Genomic DNA, 22,806 nt, shown 5'->3' with positions numbered 1-22,806 from the left:
GATACGGACTACTCACATAGAAAACCGGAGCAGAGGCCAATCCATTTAGATATAGTGGCGAATACTTCGATGAGGAAACATAATTGAATTATCTGATAAAGCGATGGATACTCAAATTGAAGAACATAAAAGAGCGATTTTGTATTTACAGACAACAGAAGAAAGAGCAGCGCTTATAAAACAACTAATGGATTCAACTGAAGTTTTTACAATCGAGTTTAATAATAAATTTATAGATAATTATGAACCAATCACAAAAACAATAAAATGGTATCCGTTTGCAGGTCTTGTGTTAAGCTATGAAATTCCAATTGCAAAAGAACTTGGTAAATATACAAGAAAGAACTACATTGATGATTTGAAAATGTATTAGTTAAAGCTTCAACAAGCTGGGGATATTTAAAAAGTTATGGTGTATGGTATAAACCATGGACTTGGTTTAAATCTTCAAAATTATTTGACCAAAATTCGTGGAAACCCTAAATGAGATTTTTATTATTCGCTTTTGTAATATAATAATATTCTTATGCATTTAATTTAATTGGTATTAAATGCATGAGGAATTAGATGTGATACAGATGGAGGAACTAAAAAAATGAAGCAAACAATGAGCACGGTTTTAAAAGTGTTGTTATTGATAATTATGATGATTGTACTAATGAGTGGAGTGGTAAAAAAAATGAATGAAAATAATGTATTGAGTAAATTTGAAACTGAAATCATTAAGGGAAATATTGATAAAATGAGCTTAACAATATACTACATGAATCCGAGTTCATTAACATTGTACCCATTGAGCGCAGAGGATTTAATTAATATGAGTTCAGAAGTTGGAATTTATGAGGACGGTGTCACAAAAATCAACGTAAAGGATAGTGCTTTAAACGAAAATAAAGAGTTGCTCAAACTTATAAACAATAATGTTTTAATTCCAGTAGATTCTAAATCTCGTATGAATACACGTATATACTATGTGTTTAAAGATCAAAAAGGTCAAAAGTTGTTCGATGTGGCTATGTGGGGAGTAACAGATAGCATTTATGTTAACGGACGGGAGTACGAGGAAAATGATGTTTTTTATGAAGTAATACTACCATTCCTACCAGAGTTTGCAGTCGAAGAATTGAGAGCTTATTTAAAACTGAAAAATCAGAATTGATTCTATTGTATTTATTACATGGTTGACAGGTAAGAGTAGTATACAAAATTATTATGTGAAAAGACATGCATTTGGAGTACCGTGTCTTTTCTCAACTTTACATTACTTGAATTTTATTTGCTTAGAATAAATGTATTTGTAAACTAGTATTGACGATAGGTCAGCTCACCGCCACCAACCTAAAGAACTATTGTATGATGGGGCTCATCACACCAACCGGCTACCGCAGCTATGTAAAAGACAGTCACAGCGACGTCGTGAAGATGTTAAATGCACAAGGCACCCAAGTCGTAAGCTACCAGTACGAAGGATAAGGACTACTCACATCGAAAACCGGAGCAGAAGCCAATCCATTTAGATACAGTGGCGAATACTTCGATGAGGAAACAGGCTTTATCTACCTTAGAGCGAGATACTATAATCCAGAGATCATGAGGTTTATTACGGAGGATCCATATTGGAATCCTAAAAACATGATCTATGGTGATGGTTCAAACTTGCCGGACATGGCATCCATCGTTCAATCGACGAATATGTATGCTTATTGTATTAATAATCCGATGAGCTATGTGGATCCGAGTGGCGAGTTAGCTATATCTGCAACACTGGCTTATTTTGGTGTAAAAGCAATAGTCACACTTGCAGTACTTTATGTTGGCTCAGTGTATGTAAAGAATAACTACAAAGAGATTTCATCTGGTATATCAAAAATTAAAGATGCTTTATTTAGTGATAATCAAAAATCTAAGTTATCATCAAAATTAGGGCGTAATATGGAAAACAATGGGTCCAAAAGACCTGGAGGTCCTAATTGGCATGCGCATCATATTATACCATTTGGTCATCGTCTATTTGATGAAGTTAGAAGTATCGCTGAGAAAGCGGGTGTAGACTTAAATAGTCATTTTAATGGTGTTTGGTTAAAAGCTAATTATCATCTCACTTTACATTGTCAAAAGTATGCTGATTTATTAAAATCAAAAATTGAATTTGGTATGTCAAAAGTAGAGATAATTTAAGTGTTAGATGAGGTGAGAATTATGCTCGAAAATGGATGGTCTCCTAAGTAATAGTTAGCTTCCACTGGGCCATTCAGTTTATTATTAATTTAACTTTAGAAAGTGTATAGATTAATAGTTTTTAGATTAAGGGAGGTCGTTAATCAATGTTTGAAAAGGCTACTATTTTAAAGTTCAAATTATCTTATAATCTAAAAATCAGTAACGATGGGAAGTATATCGCGAATATAGACAATAGTAAGGTAAATCTATTTGATGTAAGTACTGGAAAAGTTACTTGTAGCTTTAAAGATTTAAAATACCCATCCAGGATATCCTTTAGTCATAACAGTAAATTCTTAGCTGCTAAGAACACAGCAGGGAAGATTTCAGTTTATGATAATGAAGCAAATTTAAAAATAAAATCTATAACTCCTTCTAGAAAGGAAGGGTGCGAGCTACATTTTACGCCGGATGATGCTTATCTGATTTCAGCAGATTGGGATGGGAATATCCATATGATTGATATAAAAGACGAAAAGGTTGAAGTAATAAAAAGATATCAAAGTTGCATGGTTGAATCAATGAAATTCGATAAGAAATCAAACATCTTTTATTTTTTAATATCACAAAGGCGCTCAGACAAGTTTACAGAAACTGCTATCGATGATTATAACATTTTACTAGAATGGAAATACCCATTTGATTCTAATGAACCTGTTGAACGCAGAATAGATTGCACCATATGGGCTGTACAATATAACAGCAGTATGAATTGTTATGTAGCATTAAATTATGAAAGTTTGGTTTTATATGACGATGAGTTTAACGTTTTAGAAAGCATATTAGTAGGAAAAAGAACGGCAACAGCAAGACTAGACTGGTCTAGTAAGGGTGATCACATCTTAGTCACTTGGGGGAAGACTGTTCGCATCTATGAATGTCATAGTTTAAAAAAAATCAAGTCATTTGAACTTGATTCGCCTCTATGTTTTGAGTTTGTTCATCAGGAGGATGACAAACGCATATTTCTTGGAACGTATAGTTCAAGTTATTATTTGGATTTTGATGAATTAATTCATGTAGATATTGAGTCAGATGGAAAAGTATAATTTAATCTGTTTTGTTAAAAGATGCATAGGGGCTGTTGCAAGATGGCCCCTAAGTTAAAACAGTCCTTAACTAAGCACCATCTGGATTTCAGATCCATCAAATGTGATATCGAAAAGCACAGATGCATTTGTTTACGACCAAAATGGCAACTTAACGAAACAGTCCACCACTGAAAATAACCAAACGACTCATAAGCAATATGGCTACAATGAAAACAATCAACTCATCTCCTACATTGCGCCAGATGGCAGTATGTCCAGTTACAGTTACTATGCAGATAACCTTAGAAAAAGTAAGACCGTACAAAATCAAACTACAAGCTTTTATTATCATGGCGATGACATTATTAACGAGGCCATCGCAGGTCAACTCACCGCCACCAACCTAAAGACCTATGGCATGATGGGCCGCATCACACCAAACGGCTACCGCAGCTATGTAAAAGACGCTCACGGCGACGTCGTGAAGATGATAAATGCTCAAGGCACCCAAGTCGCAAGCTACCAGTACGAAGGATACGGACTACTCACATCGAAACCCGGAGCAGAAGCCAATATATTTAGATATAGTTGCGAAAACTTCGATGTATAAACGGGCTTAATCTACCTGAGAGCGATATATTATAATGCTTAGATTATGAGGTTTATTACGAGGGCACGTATGTCGGTGTGCTCACCAACCCATTTAGTCAGAATAGGTAGTCGTACTGCAAAGGCAATCCAGTCAGTTTCGCAGATCTAACTGGACAATTTACTGAAACGATAAGTTGGACAAGAAGTACTGCAAGAGATTTAAGTGGTGTTTATCATACGAGACAAGATGCGTTACAACAATATGGAGGATACAATGATTTTTATGATATTGTGTTTGATCATGCTACAAGTATGGATAAAGCTAAATTTGACTTTATCATGAACGGAACTGAGTATATTATTTGGGCATGGAAAGGCGATTATTTAAACTTAGGTGCAGGAGCTGAAATTGGTATTTAACTAGATTCTTAACAACTGTCACTGGATTGTAGACACCAATCTTGCACTGCCATGAAAGTGACCCTCGAAGACAATCAAGGCAATAAGATTTTATCTTATGACCCTAATGAAAAACAATGGTGGATAACTAGGTTTAATCCATATTACCAAGGTGTTAAAGCAGATAATTTGATAGCGACGTTCACAATTTATTTTTCTGGAAATAAAAGTATGTAAGATGCATTTAAAATTTCTTTAGTCCCTGATGAAACTAGATGGACTTTTAATTCAAAGGATTATAGTGAAACGTTTACTTTTAGAAGAGAATAGGGAGAAAATAATTATGCGTAAGTTTTGACTGAAATTAGTTTTGTTTTTTTGTGTGTTGTTTTTAAGTTCATGTTCATTAAATAAAACCACAGAAACCAAGCAAACCTTAGGAGAGTGGATGATAAACAGGATCAACAAAGAAGACGAAGGAAAAATAGCGACAAATAGACTTGAGCAAATAATAGAAGCCATTAACATTAAAGATAAAGACATAATCATAGAAATGTTCTCTGAGCAAGCAATAAGTGAAGCAGAAGACCTTGATGGAGGGGTTAACTACCTGTTTACGCTTATAGATGAGAAGATATTATCATGGGATAAAATTGGAGGTTCTGTAGATGAATCGATAGACGAAGGTCGCACAACAACAAAATATAGGTACCGATTTAATGTTTATACAGATAATGAACAGTATTTAATCTCTATATTGGAATATACTAAAGATGATGAAAACCCAAAAAATATTGGTTTATACTGCCTAAAAGTGATAAATGTGAAAGATGAAGAACCAAAGTTTTCAGAAGCAGGGATTTATGTGCCAGTAAAGTAACTACAACGATCTTGAAGATCATAAATTTGAGTTGAGTGTATTGGTTTTTATATTTCAAAACACCATTTTTATAGATGGTGTTTTGAAAATACATAGTGTTGAATCTGCTATCTCTGCAACGCTGGCTTACTTTGGAGTAAAAGCAATAATCAAAATTCTAAGTTATCGTCAAAATTGGGACGTAACATGGAGACATACAGTTCAAAAAGACCCGAAGGTCTAAAGTGGCATGCGAATCAAATTATATCTTTTGCTCATTATTCATTTAGTAAGGTAAGGGATATTGCTGATTTATTAGAATCAAAAAAATAAAAAGGAATGTTAAAAGTAGACATAATTAAAGTGTTAAATGTGGTGAGGATTATGCTAGAAAATGGATGGTCCCCTAAGTGAATAACCAATTCGAAACTATACCTAAAGGTAATCTAAGATTTAATCAAAAAACAATAAGTGTCAACAAGTAATTCGATATGAAAAAAATAGTGGGAGGTTAATATCCATGATTGATAAAGCGGCTATCTTAAAGTTTAAATTATCATATAATCTAAAAATCAGTAACGATGGGAAGTATATCGCGAATATAGACAATAGTAAGGTAAATCTATTTGATGTAAGTACTGGAAAAGTGACTTGTAGTTTTAAAGATTTAAAATACCCATCCAGGATATCCTTTAGTCATAACAGTAAATTATTAGCTGTTAAGAACACAGCAGGGAAGATTTCAGTTTATGATAATGAAGCAAATTTAAAATTAAAATCTATAACTCCTTCTAGAAGCGAAGGGTGCGAGCTACATTTTACGCCGGATGATGCTTATCTGATTTCAGCAGATTGGGATGGGAATATCCATATGATTGATATAAAAGACGAAAAGGTTGAAGTAATAAAAAGATATCAAAGTTCTATGATTAAATCGATGAGATTTGATGAAAGAACTAACAATTTTTACTTTTTAGTATCACAAATACGCCCAGACAAGTTTACAGAAACGGCTATCGATGATTATAACATCTTACTAGAATGGAAATACCCATTTGATTCTAATGAACCTGTTGAGCACAGAATAGATTGCACCACATGGGCTGTTCAATATAACAGCAGTATGAATTGTTATGCAGCATTAAATTATGAAAGTTTGGTTTTATATGACTATGAGTTTAACGTTTTGGAAAGCATAATGTTAGGAGAAAGAGTGGCAAGAAAAGGACTAGATTGGTCTAGTAAGGGTGATCACATCTTAGTCACATGGGGGAAGACTGTTCGTATTTATGAATGTCCTAGTTTAAATAAAATCAAGTCATTTGAACTTGATTCACCTCTATGTTTTGAGTTTGCTCATCAGGAGGATGACAAACGCATATTTCTTGGAACGTATAGTTCAGGTTATTATATGAATTTTGATGAATTAATTCATGTAGATATCGAGGCGTTTTAATAATTTTCATGAGAGTGGGATGCTACAATCCATCCTTCGATCGAGGAACGTGTATGATTATTGTTTTAGAAAGCCAATCATATATACAGCTCAAATTATTATTCGAGAGCATTTTGATTTTTTCGCAATAGTAAGGAAATTGAATACATGAAAGGGGTGAATTAATTATTGTTAATATGCTGGAAGATGAATTTATGTACTTACTGATGGATAAAGGATACATGTTATCAATTGAAAATCAAACATATGTATCAAGAAGAGTACAATATGATAAAGATAATATTAGCATTATATTTTATTGTGACTTAATGGAAACTTCGTTTACTTTTGAAATTAAGTTGGTTTATAATTCTGTAAATTTTTTAATTTGTGAATCTCCAGTTAATCATAAGTTGAGTAGACCGAGCGAGTTAAATAAAAAAGTCGTATACAAAAGCATTTTTGAATTTACGACAGAGGTTTGGAGCGAAGAACTATTTCACAAAAAAAAGAATGAGTTGTTACATACAAAGTTTGGATTCAATAAAAATCAAAAATTAAGAGTAGAGTTAATAAAACTTTATAGAGAGCTACTAACACTGGCAATTGCAAATATTGAAAAGGAAAATGAAAAGTATTGAGGTGAATCCCTATTTATGTGACAGGCATGTAAAATTTATTACATCAAACAATAAATCCATGTAATGCAAAACAATTGAAATCAGCAAACTTTCTGCAGAAGGATTGGTTTAGGCAAATGAATATCCAGTTGGGGCAGTGAGGTAAAGGGGAACTATATTATGAGGATAAGTTACTCAGAAATTTTGAATGAAATGAATAATAGTTGCTTAAATATCGAAGTTGATGACTTGGTTAAAATGCCGGTCTGTGGAATTTATCATACTCATGATTGGGATCATGGTTATGAATCTGATTATGGTTACTGTGGAACGAAAAGAGCTTTTTACAATGATTTGAGAGAAGTTTTGTCATTTTTAATGTCATATGTTGCTGATAGAGGTGTTAATGAGTTTATAGTAGCGCCTTTTCACAGAATAAAACAGTTTGACGTTGTTGATGCAGAAAATGATATTTATAGAGAAATAAAAAAATTTTTATTGGAGTACGGTATAAAAAATAATTCAAAAGCAGGAGTAAGATTATCGATTAGTAATGTCGAGATTATTGAAATGATAGTCGAAGGAGCCTTTAGGGGGATTTCAAATTTATGCATACTATTTCCCGAAATACATGTACTGATTGCGCCTAACCATCACTTTGGAATCCCTTTTTTTTCGAACGATTTTGATAAAGAAAAAGAGAAGATTCAAAAAAATTTGAAAAATTACCTTCAATTAGTCTATTATGAAAAAAATTGAGTTGTTGTGCACCAAGACAAACATAATAATTTTACATAAATAAAGAGACCTTCGAATTTGAAGATCTCTTTTAAATTTTAAATATTCATTTTTATAAAGCGTTCATAAGTTAACCTAACGCTAACTCACTCAAAACTTGCCTTCACCCTACCACCAACGCTTGTAAAACTCGTAGATGAGTTTAGCAGCTACGCCACGCGTGAGATTGACTTTTGGGTCAAGGTAGTCAGCGCGGTAGTGGATTAGGAAGCCGTCCTGCATCGCAAGCGCAAAATGATCTTTCGCCCAGCGGGATACTAGGTTGGTGTCCTTGATGTTATTAGCGAAGGTTCTCTAATTAATAAAATCGGTTACAAAATCAGCATTGACTGGAATTTCTTCTTTTTTTCCAACACTTGAGTATTTACCATTTTGTGCTCTGCAATACTGTGTCATTTCGACGACACCTGATTTACAAGCCTCACAGTGATGGCGTTTGAGAATAAAGTATCTGTCTGATTTTGGAACGGTGGTTACTGGGTGCTCGGCAATGCTATCCATAATTGACTCAGAGCCTTCGATTTTTTGACGAATCTCATTAACCGTAACCATTTGTACGTTATCAATGATAGAAATGTCTTTGTCTTTCATGAATTTTTTACAAGAATTACAGTACTGTTTATTAACCGCAGCGCCTTTAATTCCTGTACTAACACCTGCCCAAAATCCTAAAAAGCTAATTAAGTAGAATACCCAGTTTAGCCATTTGATTCCGTCAAGCTGAAAGAGTGAATGTGCTCTTCTAGAAAAACTGATGGAGCTGTTGTCAACATTGAATTTTATAAATGAGAAAAAAGTAAAGCCTTCACCAGAATCGGGGTTAATATACTCACTGATGTGATCCCCTTTGAACTGATAGTTTAAACCGTCGTCGTCTATGTAACTCATTCTATACTGGCCAAACTGAAGACCTACAAATAATGCAGTTGACAGGATGATAATTGTATGATACAAATAAATCAGGAGGTTCATTATGAGCTCAAAAGATAATATGAAAAGTAACATCCAAGGAATCGATCAAGTCGAGAATCGAAGTGACCGCTTAATGGATGAAAAGTTGACATCTGCATGCTGTAATACGGATGAGTGCCAGGTTCAAGGTGAGGAATGCTGCATCGACGATGTACGTGTGACCACTCAAAAGCTTGTGAGAATCTTTCAGATGTTTGAACGGGATCAAATTAAAGTCCACGGTTTTACCACTTCCCAGTGCTACTGCCTTTTAGAGTTACGTAATAAAGACGGTATGCCGATGAATGACTTAAGTGTTAAAATGAACTTGAATTCAAGTACCATGACGCGTATCGTAGACACATTGGTCAGAGATGGTTATATAGATAGAGAAAAAGACCAGCAAGATCGACGTATCGTTATCGTAAAATTAACCGCAAAAGGTGAAGGAAGTGCCAATGAACTGAGCCAACACCTTGACGCATACTATAGCAATATCCTCAGTCATTTGCCTGTAGGGGAAATCGACGAAGTCTTTCGTTCCGTTTCACATCTAATAGCAGCTTTTGAAAAAGCAAATCCAAATTGCTGCTAATTTTTTTATACAATACTTGTATGATACAAATAAAATTAGTAAACATAAATAAGTAAAAACAAACCTAAGAAACCTAAGTAAACCTAAGAAACCTAAGTAAACCTAAGAAACCTAAGTAAAAGGAGTATATTATGAATTCAGAAATCTATTTGTTTATAAAAGATATCGTATTAACGGTAGTGGGATATCTTAAAGCAGACTGGTCAATTCTGTTAATAGGTGTGATGATTGCGGTTCTTATTAAGACCTACATCGATGATCAGAGCTTTAAGAAGTATATCAATCAACATTCAAAAGTATCGATCGGAGCTGCTATAGGGTTTGGTGCTTTCACACCACTTTGTGCATGTGGTACCATGGCAGTGATTTTGTCCATGTTTATCTCATCAATGCCTTGGGGACCAGTAATGGCTTTCTTAGTTTCATCGCCACTTACCAGTCCATCGGAGTTTGTCTTTCAAAGTACATTTCTTGGTGTAGAGTTTGCAGTAGTCGTCTTAATCGCTTCAATTGTACTGGGTGTCACTGCAGGCGGAATTGCGCACTATTTGAGTGTTAAAACAAACTTTTTCAAAGATCAGTTCAGGATTAAAGCTGAGCCTAAAACAAATTTAGTTAATGTGGTACAGTTCAGCGAGGTACCTCTTAAAGAGAAGTCACTTGTCACTCGTTTCAGACTGAAGGCGATGGCAGAAAACTTTTATGACCTCGGCATCAAGAAGGTACTGTTTTACTTTGTCATCTTCATCGCTATAGGCAGAGTCGTTGAACTCATTATCCCTCAGCAGTGGATTCTCTCATTATTTGGTGAAAATAACAGTTATTCTGTACCACTGGGTGCGACGATTGGGTTACCGCTCTATGTTTCAAGCTCAGCGGCATTACCGTTAATGAAATCCTTTCTAACTGAAGGTGCCAGCCAAGGTGCTTTACTAGCGTTCCTAATAACAGGAAAAGCGACAGGTGTACCCGTTATCGCAGGTATGTCTGCAATCTTGAAAAAGAGAGCGATATTATACTATGTTCTAACGGTCTATTTCGGCGGCATCGTGTTTGGATGGCTATATGAGTTTTATCTTAGATTGGTGTAGGGAATTAAGACTTTATGCTTGACAAAGTGATTAACAGAAAGGTAATATGTTACCATAACAAGGTAATGTATTACCTTTTCTTTAATTCATAAAAACCTAGGGGGTAGAGATGTACATAGTATCAAATCGGTTGATCATAAAGGATTTCGATTTAAAGGATCGTTTTGATTTATTTCGGATGATCTACCAAAATGACGTTGTGAAATTCATGAAGGATTGGTCGGATGAAATAAAACAGCCAGATGATTTCAATGGCTTTATCAATTATATGCGGTCAAAATCGGATTGCAAAGACATTCGGATCAACAAGCGTTATGGCGTCTATCTGAAAGAAACACTACAAATAGTGGGGATGGTAGGCATGGGGCTTGAGGATACTTTAAATGAAGTTGAAATGGCTTATTTTATAGACGACGCCTATAAAGGGAACGGTTATGCGGCTGAGGCGGTTGAGGCACTCTTTCAGTGGTGTATGTCGATATCAGATCAACCATATATGATTTTAACGATCGACAGTGCGAATCATCCTTCACATCGAGTGGCAGTAAAGGCAGGGTTCGAACTGTTTGAGATTAGAAAACCAGTTGGTCACATACAGCCCAACATGGTGAGTGACACCTATCACTATTATCGTAGATTAAGGGAGGTATAATGGATAAGTTAAATCAGTTACCAGATCAGCAATATATATTGGGCAACCTTTTTGTCGTCGCTAATAAGCTAGAAAAAGTGATGGATCAGGCGCTTAAGCCATTTGAAATCACTTCCAAACAGTGGATACTTGCCGCAGTAATCGAACTATTTGATACTGCACCTACCATAAAGGAAATTTCAAATGCCATGGGCACCTCGCATCAAAATATCAAACAGGTCGCACTTAAGCTCGAGCAAAAGGAGCTCTTAAACCTCAAAAAAGATGCACAAGACAAGCGTGTCACACGTGCAGAGCTGAATGCTGCGAAAAGCGAGTTCTGGGAATCGACACAGCCTGAAGGGGAACTATTTTCAAGACAACTCTTTAAAGATATCGATAGCAATGACCTTACAACACTTAGAAAAACGATCACCCAGATATTGTGCAACTTAGAAGAGCTAGAATCCAATCTAGCCTCAGATCGGGTGTTACCAAATAACAAGGAGGCAACATGATTATCAAAACAGCTACATCAAACGCAAACGAAAACGAAAACACAGACGCAAACATAAACGCAAACATAAACGCAAACTCAAATGCAAATGCAAATGCAAACTCAAATGCAAATGGAAACGTAAACGTAAACGCATCCGTTTTTAAACTTCTGATGCAATACGCACAAAAACCAGAACTTTATGCAACGGGAAGCATCCAACTTTGGGAGGATCCACATATAGCGAAAGGCATGCTCGAGGCTCATTTAGCGCCAGACAATGATGCTGCAAGTCGAAATCATCAGTTTATTGACCGTTCTGTGAAATGGCTTTCAACGCTTTCACCTGTAGAGGCAGCACCAAAGGTGATCGACTTTGGCTGTGGTCCTGGGATGTATACCTCTCGATTGGCAAAGCTCGGCTATGAAGTCACTGGTGTCGACATATCAGAGAACTCAATCAATTATGCAAAAGAAGTTGCTGCCTCAAATAACCTACAAATCAACTATCGCAATGAGAGCTATCTTGAACTCAAGGATGAGGCGCTTTATGACTGGGCGATATTGATCTACTGCGACTATAGCGTACTTTCGCCAGAACAGAGGCAAACCCTTTTAGAAAACATCAAGCGTGCTCTAAAGCCAGGTGGCAAACTGATCTTCGACGTCTTCACACCACACCAATACGAACCACTTAAGGAATCGCATAGTTGGTATGCGGAAAATGCCTCAGGGTTTTATAAGGATGGTCCGCATCTCTGTCTTTTCTCTCATTTCTTGTATGAGGATGATGTCTACTTAGATCAGTACGTCATCATCGATGAAAAGGATCAGGTAGATGTCATTCGCGTTTGGGACAGAAGCTTCACAGTGGCAAGATTGCAACAGGAAATCGAATCAGCAGGGCTAAAGCTAAGCGCGTACTACTCAAACGTAGCCGGCGCCCCTTACGACGAAGCCTCCAATTCGCTTTGCTTCGTTGTGGAGAAATGGTAATATATCAGTAGATGCACGTATTTTGATGTGCCTTATCAATTGGAATCTTTAACATGATGACACCCACTTAAAAGGAGACGATTATGATTAAGACAGAACTTTTAACGACATTTGAGGATTGGATGAAACTCATGAACCAAGGTGAACTTTCAAACATTGGCTTAGCTGAAGGTGTTGTGCTTTTTTATGAAAGGGAAGCGGTTAAGCAAGGTGCTGCGGAATTTTTAAAGACCTATCAGACGCTAATAGAAACAAAAGGTGAAATGTCAGAACGTGAGATTCTAAAGCAAGTGAAGATTAATCAAACACCTGACTTGATATTCGAAATCGGACGCTTTCAATTTTCTAATGGGGAAACGTATGCGACATTAACGGGATGGCGGTATTTTGAAACAACATGGTGCCGTGAAATTGAGGTCATCAGTGCATGCACAGTCAAAGATATGCCAATCGATTTCTTGACAGAATTAGATACGGCTAGAGAAACTTGGGCAAATATTGCATCAGAAAAAGGCGCAGCTGAACTGATTCGCACCTTGTATACTGAGGATTGTCATTACTTTAATAGAGGTACGCTTTATAGTGGACGGGAAAACCTCCAAAAGGTTTACAGTTATATGGATGATGAGCGCTATTCGGTAAGCCTTTCAGCGATTTATAGTTTCCCTGTAAATGAAACTCGCATCTTTGAGTTGGGGACATGGATGACCAATGGACTCGGTGATCAATACCTCGCCATTTGGGAAAAATGCGATGACCAATGTGACGCAGTTGAAAGCCCTAAGTGGCAAATGCGACTTGATTCTAACTGGTAAAGAGATAGCGGTGAAACAGAGGAGGCACATATGTCACACAATTTGGATCAGCTTTTAAACCATAAAAAAAACCATAATGAAAAGCAAAATGAAAAACAAAATGAAAAACAAAATGAAAAACATAATGAAAACCAAAATATAAACCAAAATATAAACCAAAATATAAACCAAAATATAAACCAAAACATAAAACTGCTAAGAAATACAAATTTAGCCGATGTTAGCTATGCTTATGCGAGTGAAATCGCAGAAGGCTCTAAAATCTATCATCTAGCAGGGGCATGTCCTTTGGATCGCGATGGGAAGGTGCCAGAAAACCTAAGCATTGGCGAGCAAGCAACACTTTGTGTCGAAAACATTCAGTCTGTCTTAGCTCAAATCGGCGCAACTTTAAAAGACATCGCCTATACGCGAGTCCTTGTAGCGACTCAAGACCGTGACGATCTCGTCGAAGCGTGGCATGCCTATGAAGCATTTATGGGTGAACATGATGCGCCGAGCACACTCCAAGGTGTCACAGTCCTAGGCTATCCCAATCAAAATGTGGAAATTGAGGTTGTTGTTGCGATAAAGTAGTTTTATTTAGCCAGTATCTCGTCACAATCTAGCCACAATCTAGCCACAAACTTACTTGAGAAAAGTCTTCAGGCTCTGTGCCTGAAGATTTTTTTTTTGGTATTTATATGATAAACGCATAAAGCAGCGACTGTAATATTCTGTCATTCTTACCGCAAATTACGCTGTAATCAACTGGTAAAAATGTTATAATGATATTAGTGTGAAGACGTGCTTCGCCTTCCACTGACTAGGTTTACATAAAACAAATGAATGTAGAAATATGAGTGTAAAAATTAAGGCTTTAAAGGAAAAAACAGGTTTGGATATATTTGAAATGGAAGGACTAAACTGCAATGAAGTAATGGCGTATGAGATTGTTGCAATGAGTGTGCATCAATTGAATGCAATTGGAATGTACCGTGTTCCCGGTGAAAAAAGTCATTTATTTGTGGCGTTAATTAATAAAAAATAGGTTAAAGGATTGAAACGTCTGTCTAGTTATAGTCTTAACTGATAGAATTTTAGCACACAATACAATTACCAATAAATGTAAAATATGATATACTGACTTCAAATCAGTTTACAAAATTTGGAGGTCAGTATGGAAATTACTCATGTAGATGATGTTTTACGCGTTAAGTTGGCTTATGATGAAGTGTTGATTAATGGGCTTAAGAAAATTGGTGGCGGTAGGTGGCAACCAGAGCTTAGAGTCTGGGAGTTTCCCGTAGAGAAATTTACGGCACTTGTGATGTTCAAGCAGGAGTATGCAGAACGAATTTCCTATGTGACGAATCGAAAGTATTCTAATGCTAAAGCTTTGCAATATAACCCTAAAGAGAAAGAAGCGCAGCTTCCTAAAAATGTGCCTTACTACAAGGCTGAGTTTGAGGAAGAGGTGGAGTATCATGTGAAGCAATTGTCAGAGCGTCTGGTGAGAAAGGGTTATAGTCCGAAGACCATCGATGGCTACTTGTCACATTTGAGGCGGTTTTTATATCAAATGGAGCTTAATTGTGAGGCGGAGCATGTGAACGCATACCTTCTTTTTTTACTTGAGGAAAAGGGGTGTAGTCATGCGTATGTGAATCAAGCCATCAATGCGATTAAGCATCATTTGAGGATTGTTGGGAATTTCAATGAACAGGAGATCATGGGAATCCTACGTCCGAAAACGGAGAAAAAGCTGCCAAAGGTTCTGAGCAAGCAGGAGATTTCTTTGATTTTTCAAGCAACTGAGAATCTTAAGCATAAAACTGAGCTCATGATGGGGTACAGCTGCGGTATGCGTGTGAGTGAGGTGGCTGCGATTAAGCTTTCTGATATTGATTATGAGCGTCAGATGATTTTGATCGCACAGGGCAAGGGGCGCAAGGATCGAATGGTGCCACTTTCGGGTAAATTGGCACAGCAGCTTCGCTCTTACATAAATGTTTATCATCCGTATGAGTACCTTTTTCTCAATCAAGAGGGAACGGGACCTATCTCCGAGAGGACACTTCAAGCTGTCTTTAATACCAGCTGTAAGAAGGCGGGCATCACGAAAATCGTCAGCTTCCACAGCCTTCGCCATTCATTTGCAACGCACCTACTTGAGTCGGGTGTTGATTTGAGATATATCCAAGAGCTACTGGGGCATTCGCATTCAAAGACGACAGAAATATACACACATGTTTCCAATAAATCGCTGATGGGGATTGTGAATCCGCTGGATCAGCTTGGGCTTTGATCTATAAATATTTGGAGGGACTATGTATATAAGAAAAGCAACTGAAAATGATATAGACGCAATGGTAGCAATTATCGATGATTCTGATTTGGGATCGCTTTATTTCAAACATGATAAAGGGAAAATTGAGAGAATGATTCGAACAGAGTTGGCTCAAGAGAGCATCGTGATCGCTGAGGATCAAAATATGAAGTGCGTGGCAGTATTAATCTATAAACTAGAGGGTGCATTTGGTATTCATCCCTATATACACATTTTGGCTGTCGCTACTGACAGCCGTGGAAAAGGCTATGGCAAACGGCTCATGAAATATTTAGAAGAGGAAATTGTCCCTGACTATCGAAAGATAATGCTGTTAGTAGGAACGTGGAATACCAGAGCTAAGCAGCTATATGAGAGGCTTGGTTATGTAAGTCTTTGTGAAATTAAGGGATTTTATACGGAAGGTATGACGGAAATTTTGATGGTTAAGGAAGGTAAAGGGAAAAGAGATTAGGGCGTTAAAACTGAAAAAGGAAAAGAAAAAGGAAAAGGAAAAAAAGGAAGAGGGAATAGAAAATTATGAAACGGTTTTATATAGCATCGACATTAAATAATAAAGAGAATGTACAGATTGTAAGTGAAAGGTTGAAACAGGAAGGCTTTATTCATACCTATGATTGGACACAGAACAAACATTTAACCTCCTTAGATCAATTAAGAGAAGTTGGTATGAAAGAGTTGGAAGCGGTTAAGAGCTCGGATTTTGTTGTGGTACTTTTACCAGCTGGTAAGGGGAGTCATGTTGAGTTGGGGATCGCAATTGGAAATGGCATTAAAACTTATTTGTACTCTGAAAATAATGAGTTAAATGATCTAGATAAGACGAGTACATTTTATCATTTAGAGGGTGTCGTCCAATGTGTTGGGACTTTAGATGAATTGATAGCGCTTGTGTTAAGAGATCAAAAGTGATAAAGCTTAAAAGAAAAAGCGTAAAAGAAAAAGCGTAAAGGAAAAAGCGTAAAAGAAAAAGCGTAAAAGAAGAAGCATAAAAGAAAAAGCATAAAAGAAAAAGCATAAAAGAAAAAGCATAAATGTACAAGACTATTTAAAAACACTAATGGGTTTGAATGATTAATTTAATACGATATCTTACTGGAAGGATCTTTTACGATATGGATTATATATCAAATCTTAGAAAGTACATCGGTACACAACCTATAATCATGTGTGGTGCATGTGTAATTCTCATAAATGATAAGAATGAAATCCTACTACATCATAGAACCGATCGTGATTGGTGGGGATTACCTGGTGGCGCAATGGAACTTAAGGAAAGTCTTGAGGATACTGCCCGTCGAGAAGTGTATGAAGAAATTAACTTAGTTTGTGGTGAATTTGAGCTTTTAAATGTCTATTCTGGACCAGAGCTATATTATCAGTATCCAGATGGTAATGAAGTCTATAATGTAACCGCTGCTTACATTTGTTCTGATTTCACTGGAGAGATCATAGTAGAAAAGACGGAAGGCAGAGCTGCAAGGTTTTTTGATGCAAATGAGTTGCCTGAAAACATAAGTCATACAATTAGGCCGATTTTGATGGATTATATCAAAAAACATGTATATTGAAATAGTAATTGTAATTGTTATGCAAATGCTTCAGACAATAGATCCTTTTCAAAATAAGAGTTATCATCCAAAGGAGCATAATTATGATAAATCAAATCAATACAGAACGATTGACTATCCGTAGCACAAAAAAAGTGGACGCTGACTTTTGCCTTGATATATGGCTAGATGAAGAAATGGGAAAGTACCTTTCAGATCCGCCACGTGATAAAGCTGGTGCCATCTACTCATCATGGAAAGAGAATGTCGAAATCTATGATGGCTGTCATTATATGGTGGCTATTTCAAAGGATTCAGGTGAATATATTGGAACCTGTAGTTTAGTGCCAAGCGAGGACAATAAAGTTTGGGATTTAGGCTATTGTATTCATAAGGATTTCTGGAAACAAGGATTTGCGTCAGAAATGATATCGAGTTTAATAGAGTTTTGCACGGTAAATGGTGGCGAAAAAATAACTGCATCAGTAGCCAAGGAAAACATAGGTTCAAATGCTGTTTTAAATAAGTTGGGATTTAAAGTTGAAAGGGAAGGCGTTTTTAACAAATCGGGAACTAGCATATATTATGATGAATATGTGTATGGTTATGATTTAATGTCATCTAAATGAAAAAGTGAACTCTTATTTTAATTAAAGATTGGAAATGTATTATGATAAGTAACTACAATGAATATAAAAACTTCATTATTAAAGATGTATCACATAATGATCAAATAAAAATTCAAGAATTATGTAATTCTTGTGTTGATTATTTCTTGATTTCTCAAGGTAAACCTGCAACTGGCAATGAGGCACAAGAATTTTTAGTGGCATTACCACCTAATAAAACTTATGAAGACAAAATCAATTTAGGGATCTTTAATATAGCAGAAGATCTGGTTGGTTTTGTAGATCTTATAAGAAATTACCCTCAAAATGGAACTTGGTATATTGGACTTCTGTTGATAGATCCAAAAGCAAGACGAAATGGATTAGGTAAGTACATAATTCATGAAATAATCAAAATGGTCAAAAAAGATAGTGGTGACAAAATAAAAATAGGTGTACTCATAGAAAATGAGAGTGCACTGAAGTTCTGGAAATCGATGGGATTTGATGTGACGGTGAAATCGGAGATTGTTTTAGAAGGGGTTAATAGATCTATATACAATATGGAACATCAAATTTGATAGTGTTTGTAAGTGTTTGGGTGTTAGTGATTTTTTAAGATATGAAGGGGTTATTGTATATAAAATCGGAGTGAGTGCATTATATACTCAGAATATGAATAACCCTGTAATACAGTCTTAGGTTTTCTTAACGTATGTATTATTTATGAGTGTAGTACAGGGTTTGTATAGTTATAAGAAAGTGTGGGTTGAGTTACATAGAGTGAAGCGGTACTTGGCTCATTAAAGTAAGATGATTTTAAATTAAGCTAGTTGTAAAAAGCGAAAAGAAATAAGTTCAAAAGATAATTGAAGATCAAAAGATTAAAAGAACAGGGTTATTTTATCGCGATCTAAGTTTAGGATGCAATGGTTAGTTATTAGGAAAGGTTTCGTTTCCGAAATTCAATTGGAGAAGCAAACACCTTCTTATAACACACAGTCCTCGCAACTTACGCTGCGAGGGACTGCAAGAACGTTAGCTGAAATCTAAGGAGAATATTATGCCATTTGAAAAATATGGTTATTTAGGAACTCAAATCCTTGATATTAAAAACCAAAATAAAATTGAAAATAAAGATCTATTTGAAATTGGAATGGATACTGTTAGTCTGGCATACGAAATTATGTACTCTACAAATGTTGCAAATGATGATAACAAAAAAGTAGTACTATTAGCTTTATATTGTAAAATAATCGAAAGCTATAATTCTACACTTATTTTAAGCAACTATGGTTTGTTGAGTGATTCCAGAGCAATTCTAAGAGTTTTTATAGAATCAGTCTTTATTTTTAGTGGAATTATTAATGAAGAATCTCTTTATGATCAGTTCGTACTAAAAGGAGATTATGAGACTTACGAGTTGATTAAAAGAATTCGTAAAAACCCTAATGAATACGGAGAAGATTTAAAAAGTTACATAATGAACAGTGATTTTGAAGAATTGGAAAAGATTATTTTAAATTATAATAAGGATAATTTTACTGCACGTAATCTCGCAAATAAAGCAAAGATGAAAGATGTATTTTTTTATGTTTATCATAAGCTTTGTGAAGATGTTCATACGAACATAAAATCATTATTTAGCTATATGGATTGGGAAGACAATATTATAGTTGGATTAAATCCACTACCAAAATATTCAGATCAAAGATATGTAGTAGTTACAACTATTTGGATAATGCTGAGAGCAATGCTAGATATAGATTCCTTTCTCAAATTAAACAAAAAAAGTAAAATCGAAGCAATTGAAGTGAAATTAAAACCATATTTTGAGACTTCAGCTAACACACAGTCCTCGCAACTAAGGCTGCGAGGACTGTAAGAACGTTAGCTGAAATCTTAATTGAGGAGTAATAATGGACAAATCTGTAGAACTTATGATTGGTAAATTTTATATTACATTAAAAGACATATTAGGAGAAAAAATAGAAGACATTATTATTCATGGGTCAACTATTGGTGGAGATTTTGTTCATGGCAAAGGAGATATAGATTTCATTGTCATTTTGACTCAAAATGTATCTGATGTTGAATATTCAAATCTAATTTCTTACCATCATAATACTAAGCAAAATAAGAATTTGGAATCCCAACTAGAAGGATGTTATCTTGTTATATCAAAAGTTGATTTAAAGATATCTAACGGAATCTACATTGGATCAACCGAGTCACGATGGAAGCGTTTTGAAGGCGATATATTTACAAGTCTTGATAAAGCTCTGATTAAAGAAGTTAGTTATTCATTAATGAATAAAAGAGAAAACTTAGAATTATTTGATTATCAATGGGAAGAAGTAATCTCTGAAATTAAGCAGAATACAAGTAATACCCTTAAATTATTAGATAAGTTTACTGACAACGATTTTAAGTTATATGCTCTTCATACCGTGGCAAGAAGTTTCTATACGTATAAAAACAGAGCGTTTATTTCTAAAATCAGGTCAATAGACATGTTGTTAAAGGATAGTAACTTTAATGAGTTTCACGAATTCTTAAGTAAAATAAAAAAATACAAAAGTATGTTGAGTGAAGAAGAGAACAATGAAATGAATAAGCTAGATTTGTTCCAGATAAATAGGATTGTGAGTAAAATTAAAGCGATGATGAATTAAAAGACTTCAGCTAACACACAGTCCTCGCAACTAAGGCTGCGAGGACTGCAAGAACGTTATGGGAAATATGGAAGTTGAGGGTATGGACTTGAATTGGGTCTTAAAGTGTGGTGTCGAGAAAGTAGGTATGTAGACTTGATTAGTTGTTCCGGTGCGATCTTTGGCTAGGTCTTCTGGTGTATTGTGATCAAAGTTCCGCTGGATAATGTGAAGATAGACATAACGAATCCACCATCGAAAAGAGGGGTTCTGAAATTTGATGGTTCAGTCGATACCTGGAGCAAATTCAGCCGTGATACATATCGAGTTCTCTCTTATTTCAGTCGTCTCATGTAATCGCTTCTAAGGAAGCTCGATCTCAGAAGTAAACTTAAGCTTAAATCCTGATTGAAACATAACGTGGCCTCCTTTTCGCTGTTGTCCCTCCGCTAGTCGTTTCAAATCATTCATCTGATAGATACTTCCCATAACATGCTTTTCCCGATATTGCTTTGTCACGGTCTTTTATAAAAGTATGAAACTAAACAAAGGGTAAAGTTGCCTCGATACAGAATCTATTATTGAGGCAAGACCGCTCCAAGATTTCACTCTAAGGAGTGAAATCCCGCAACATCGTGAACAGCCGGACGTTAGACGAAAGAAATTCAGAAAGGAAGATCATGAAAAAAATTATTAGTATATTAAAAATGTTAACAATAGTTACAATACTTGTTTTAATCAGCTTTTTTTCAATTAAAATTTATAAGACTACATCAAGTACTGACTTAGATAAAATTAATTTGATTTTACAAATGATTTATATATCATCTACTTTATTTCTTGTGTTTATAACATATAAGACGCTTAAAACTGCACAATTAGGCAAGCATCAAGCTTTAATGCCGTATTTGATTTTAGGTAAAGTAGAAATTTGGGAAAGTAGAAAAGAAAGCAAAGGTAACACATTAGATTTAACTATTTATAATGATGGTAAGGGTTATGCAAAAAATATAAAAATTATAATATATAGTAAAAAATTGAAGAAAGAAATTTATAAGTATTCTTATGCAAGATTATCTGTTATTGAAAAAGAGTTTACTCATATTCTTGGAGATATTCGAGATGAACTCAATAAGATTCAATTAAAAGAATCAAAAAATGGGATTAGTCATTTAATGGTTCAAAATGATTGTATTAGTTTAGAAGTTCCGATATCTAAAGATATTGAGAATTATTTGGAACTAAAGATAAAAATTGAATACTTTGATTTATTTGATAAAAAATACTTAGGAATTTTTGATATTATAATTGATCCTAAAAATGATGAGGGATATGATGTTGTAGAAAAATTAATTGAGAAGAATTAAGATTCCTTCGTCTAACACACAGTCCTCGCAACTCACGCTGCGAGGGCTGCAAGAACGTTAGATGAAATTCAAAAAAAGAAACCATTCAAAATCGAATGGTTATTCATTAGTGGATATTCCTAAATAGTTTTTAATTGCTACTTGTAATAATTGAGAGAAATTCACATCATTTTCAATAGCAACATCATTAAGCCATTTGGGGATTGTTAAAGTTTTTTTAATTGCCTTATTTTTCATGAAATCTCTAACAGGTTTCATCCATATATCTATAAGCACGATAGATTCATTTTTCTTTGTAACTATATTTTTTATATGAGAGGGTGCTGGGATAGTTTCTTTATCATCTTCCAAACCAAAGATATGCAGTTCTAAAGCTTCTTTTGCATTAGATAAAGCTTCAATTTCGTCCTCGCCATAAGTGAAGCATCCAGGTAAATCTGGAAACTCGACAGAAATACCATCGTCTGCAAAATGGAAAATTGCAGGGAAAACATAACGATCAGCTAACATTGTTACACCTTCTTTCGTAAATGTTGAAATCGAAGGGAGCACTTACCCTTCAATTCCAGCCTGTTTAAGAATACTCTCAAAGGTTTTTCGAGGTAAGTCTTTTTTAGGATGCGGAATAGTGACAGTCCCTTTTTTAGTAGGGTATTTTAGTTGATGATGAGAACCTTTGATTCTGACCACAACCCAGCCATCACTATTAAGTAGTTTAAGTAGCTCCCTTGAGTTATAAGAACGATGATTCATGAATCCTCCTAAGTAAT

31 protein-coding genes are annotated in these 22,806 nt (G+C 35.3%); 28 read left to right on the top strand and 3 right to left on the bottom strand.

From position 1 onward, the window contains the following. Nucleotides 1–103 precede the first annotated feature (103 nt). The 11 genes from AC4PID_RS01335 (at nucleotide 104) to AC4PID_RS01285 (ending at nucleotide 7,914) form a co-directional block, all read left to right on the top strand. On the top strand, nucleotides 104–373 hold the full coding sequence (locus AC4PID_RS01335) for a hypothetical protein (protein ID WP_492133787.1): 270 nt from the start codon (nucleotides 104–106) through the stop codon (nucleotides 371–373). Nucleotides 374–595: 222 nt separating this feature from the next. After that, nucleotides 596–1,159 carry a hypothetical protein gene (locus tag AC4PID_RS01330; protein WP_492133786.1) on the top strand — a complete coding sequence of 188 codons (564 nt, stop codon included), beginning with the start codon at nucleotides 596–598 and terminating at the stop codon, nucleotides 1,157–1,159. Between the two features lie 395 nt (nucleotides 1,160–1,554). Next, the gene (locus tag AC4PID_RS01325) at nucleotides 1,555–2,178 is read left to right on the top strand and encodes an RHS repeat-associated core domain-containing protein (protein WP_492135404.1); all 624 of its coding nucleotides are present in this window, start codon (nucleotides 1,555–1,557) and stop codon (nucleotides 2,176–2,178) included. A gap of 146 nt (nucleotides 2,179–2,324) precedes the next feature. Beyond that, nucleotides 2,325–3,269, top strand: a complete 945-nt coding sequence (locus AC4PID_RS01320; RefSeq protein ID WP_492133785.1) for a WD40 repeat domain-containing protein — start codon at nucleotides 2,325–2,327, stop codon at nucleotides 3,267–3,269. A gap of 103 nt (nucleotides 3,270–3,372) precedes the next feature. Beyond that, a complete protein-coding gene (locus AC4PID_RS01315; protein ID WP_492133784.1) occupies nucleotides 3,373–3,861 on the top strand; it encodes a hypothetical protein in 489 nt (162 codons plus the stop codon). A 170-nt stretch (nucleotides 3,862–4,031) separates the two neighbouring features. After that, nucleotides 4,032–4,262 (top strand): DUF4474 domain-containing protein, encoded by a 231-nt coding sequence (locus AC4PID_RS01310; RefSeq protein ID WP_492135403.1) that lies wholly within the window; start codon nucleotides 4,032–4,034, stop codon nucleotides 4,260–4,262. 51 nt (nucleotides 4,263–4,313) lie between these two features. Beyond that, the gene (locus AC4PID_RS01305; protein WP_492133783.1) at nucleotides 4,314–4,478 is read left to right on the top strand and encodes a hypothetical protein; all 165 of its coding nucleotides are present in this window, start codon (nucleotides 4,314–4,316) and stop codon (nucleotides 4,476–4,478) included. A gap of 211 nt (nucleotides 4,479–4,689) precedes the next feature. Next, nucleotides 4,690–5,121: a DUF5104 domain-containing protein gene (locus AC4PID_RS01300; protein WP_492133782.1), complete on the top strand. Its 432-nt coding sequence runs from the start codon at nucleotides 4,690–4,692 to the stop codon at nucleotides 5,119–5,121. A 499-nt stretch (nucleotides 5,122–5,620) separates the two neighbouring features. Then, nucleotides 5,621–6,556, top strand: coding sequence for a WD40 repeat domain-containing protein (locus AC4PID_RS01295; protein ID WP_492133781.1), 936 nt, complete (start codon nucleotides 5,621–5,623; stop codon nucleotides 6,554–6,556). Between the two features lie 176 nt (nucleotides 6,557–6,732). Then, nucleotides 6,733–7,176, top strand: coding sequence for a hypothetical protein (locus AC4PID_RS01290; protein ID WP_492133780.1), 444 nt, complete (start codon nucleotides 6,733–6,735; stop codon nucleotides 7,174–7,176). A gap of 159 nt (nucleotides 7,177–7,335) precedes the next feature. Next, on the top strand, nucleotides 7,336–7,914 hold the full coding sequence (locus tag AC4PID_RS01285; RefSeq protein WP_492133779.1) for a hypothetical protein: 579 nt from the start codon (nucleotides 7,336–7,338) through the stop codon (nucleotides 7,912–7,914). A gap of 333 nt (nucleotides 7,915–8,247) precedes the next feature. Here AC4PID_RS01285 and AC4PID_RS01280 read toward each other — a convergent pair whose 3' ends face one another. Then, the gene (locus AC4PID_RS01280) at nucleotides 8,248–8,841 is read right to left on the bottom strand and encodes a hypothetical protein (protein ID WP_492133778.1); all 594 of its coding nucleotides are present in this window, start codon (nucleotides 8,839–8,841) and stop codon (nucleotides 8,248–8,250) included. An 85-nt stretch (nucleotides 8,842–8,926) separates the two neighbouring features. Between AC4PID_RS01280 and AC4PID_RS01275 the strand changes: the two genes are divergently transcribed. The 17 genes from AC4PID_RS01275 (at nucleotide 8,927) to AC4PID_RS01195 (ending at nucleotide 22,036) form a co-directional block, all read left to right on the top strand. Continuing rightward, entirely contained in the window at nucleotides 8,927–9,499 is a 573-nt protein-coding gene (locus tag AC4PID_RS01275) for a MarR family winged helix-turn-helix transcriptional regulator (protein ID WP_492133777.1), read from the top strand. A 131-nt stretch (nucleotides 9,500–9,630) separates the two neighbouring features. Continuing rightward, nucleotides 9,631–10,590: a permease gene (locus tag AC4PID_RS01270; protein ID WP_492133776.1), complete on the top strand. Its 960-nt coding sequence runs from the start codon at nucleotides 9,631–9,633 to the stop codon at nucleotides 10,588–10,590. 109 nt (nucleotides 10,591–10,699) lie between these two features. Beyond that, the gene (locus AC4PID_RS01265) at nucleotides 10,700–11,242 is read left to right on the top strand and encodes a GNAT family N-acetyltransferase (protein WP_492133775.1); all 543 of its coding nucleotides are present in this window, start codon (nucleotides 10,700–10,702) and stop codon (nucleotides 11,240–11,242) included. Then, nucleotides 11,242–11,739 carry a MarR family winged helix-turn-helix transcriptional regulator gene (locus tag AC4PID_RS01260; RefSeq protein ID WP_492133774.1) on the top strand — a complete coding sequence of 166 codons (498 nt, stop codon included), beginning with the start codon at nucleotides 11,242–11,244 and terminating at the stop codon, nucleotides 11,737–11,739. The genes AC4PID_RS01265 and AC4PID_RS01260 overlap by 1 nt, the downstream gene beginning before the upstream one ends. Continuing rightward, complete coding sequence (locus AC4PID_RS01255) at nucleotides 11,736–12,713, top strand: class I SAM-dependent methyltransferase (protein WP_492133773.1); 978 nt, start codon at nucleotides 11,736–11,738, stop codon at nucleotides 12,711–12,713. Before AC4PID_RS01260 ends, AC4PID_RS01255 begins: the two co-directional genes overlap by 4 nt. Before the next feature lie 83 nt (nucleotides 12,714–12,796). Then, entirely contained in the window at nucleotides 12,797–13,528 is a 732-nt protein-coding gene (locus AC4PID_RS01250; protein WP_492133772.1) for a hypothetical protein, read from the top strand. Nucleotides 13,529–13,558: 30 nt separating this feature from the next. Then, complete coding sequence (locus tag AC4PID_RS01245; RefSeq protein ID WP_492133771.1) at nucleotides 13,559–14,104, top strand: RidA family protein; 546 nt, start codon at nucleotides 13,559–13,561, stop codon at nucleotides 14,102–14,104. A 262-nt stretch (nucleotides 14,105–14,366) separates the two neighbouring features. After that, complete coding sequence (locus AC4PID_RS01240) at nucleotides 14,367–14,558, top strand: hypothetical protein (RefSeq protein ID WP_492133770.1); 192 nt, start codon at nucleotides 14,367–14,369, stop codon at nucleotides 14,556–14,558. Between the two features lie 129 nt (nucleotides 14,559–14,687). Continuing rightward, entirely contained in the window at nucleotides 14,688–15,815 is a 1,128-nt protein-coding gene (locus AC4PID_RS01235) for a tyrosine-type recombinase/integrase (protein WP_492133769.1), read from the top strand. Between the two features lie 22 nt (nucleotides 15,816–15,837). Beyond that, nucleotides 15,838–16,311, top strand: coding sequence for a GNAT family N-acetyltransferase (locus tag AC4PID_RS01230; protein ID WP_492133768.1), 474 nt, complete (start codon nucleotides 15,838–15,840; stop codon nucleotides 16,309–16,311). Nucleotides 16,312–16,376: 65 nt separating this feature from the next. Further along, a complete protein-coding gene (locus tag AC4PID_RS01225) occupies nucleotides 16,377–16,769 on the top strand; it encodes a nucleoside 2-deoxyribosyltransferase (RefSeq protein ID WP_492133767.1) in 393 nt (130 codons plus the stop codon). Between the two features lie 158 nt (nucleotides 16,770–16,927). Then, on the top strand, nucleotides 16,928–17,428 hold the full coding sequence (locus AC4PID_RS01220) for an NUDIX hydrolase (RefSeq protein WP_492133766.1): 501 nt from the start codon (nucleotides 16,928–16,930) through the stop codon (nucleotides 17,426–17,428). Between the two features lie 83 nt (nucleotides 17,429–17,511). Further along, a complete protein-coding gene (locus AC4PID_RS01215) occupies nucleotides 17,512–18,036 on the top strand; it encodes a GNAT family N-acetyltransferase (RefSeq protein WP_492133765.1) in 525 nt (174 codons plus the stop codon). A gap of 41 nt (nucleotides 18,037–18,077) precedes the next feature. Further along, on the top strand, nucleotides 18,078–18,596 hold the full coding sequence (locus AC4PID_RS01210) for a GNAT family N-acetyltransferase (protein ID WP_492133764.1): 519 nt from the start codon (nucleotides 18,078–18,080) through the stop codon (nucleotides 18,594–18,596). Nucleotides 18,597–19,078: 482 nt separating this feature from the next. Beyond that, nucleotides 19,079–19,900, top strand: a complete 822-nt coding sequence (locus AC4PID_RS01205) for a DUF5677 domain-containing protein (RefSeq protein ID WP_492133763.1) — start codon at nucleotides 19,079–19,081, stop codon at nucleotides 19,898–19,900. A 34-nt stretch (nucleotides 19,901–19,934) separates the two neighbouring features. Further along, a complete protein-coding gene (locus tag AC4PID_RS01200; RefSeq protein ID WP_492133762.1) occupies nucleotides 19,935–20,690 on the top strand; it encodes a hypothetical protein in 756 nt (251 codons plus the stop codon). A gap of 659 nt (nucleotides 20,691–21,349) precedes the next feature. Beyond that, a complete protein-coding gene (locus AC4PID_RS01195) occupies nucleotides 21,350–22,036 on the top strand; it encodes a hypothetical protein (protein WP_492133761.1) in 687 nt (228 codons plus the stop codon). Nucleotides 22,037–22,135: 99 nt separating this feature from the next. On the opposite strand, the gene AC4PID_RS01190 is transcribed toward AC4PID_RS01195, so the two are convergent. Beyond that, complete coding sequence (locus AC4PID_RS01190; RefSeq protein WP_492133760.1) at nucleotides 22,136–22,546, bottom strand: type II toxin-antitoxin system HicB family antitoxin; 411 nt, start codon at nucleotides 22,544–22,546, stop codon at nucleotides 22,136–22,138. A 42-nt stretch (nucleotides 22,547–22,588) separates the two neighbouring features. After that, on the bottom strand, nucleotides 22,589–22,789 hold the full coding sequence (locus AC4PID_RS01185; protein ID WP_492133759.1) for a type II toxin-antitoxin system HicA family toxin: 201 nt from the start codon (nucleotides 22,787–22,789) through the stop codon (nucleotides 22,589–22,591). Nucleotides 22,790–22,806 lie beyond the last annotated feature (17 nt).

This window comes from Fusibacter sp. QWL-12 (genome assembly GCF_058683495.1).
The sequence above is the reverse complement of the archived record's forward strand: the minus strand, read 5'-3'. Positions and strand labels throughout refer to the sequence as shown.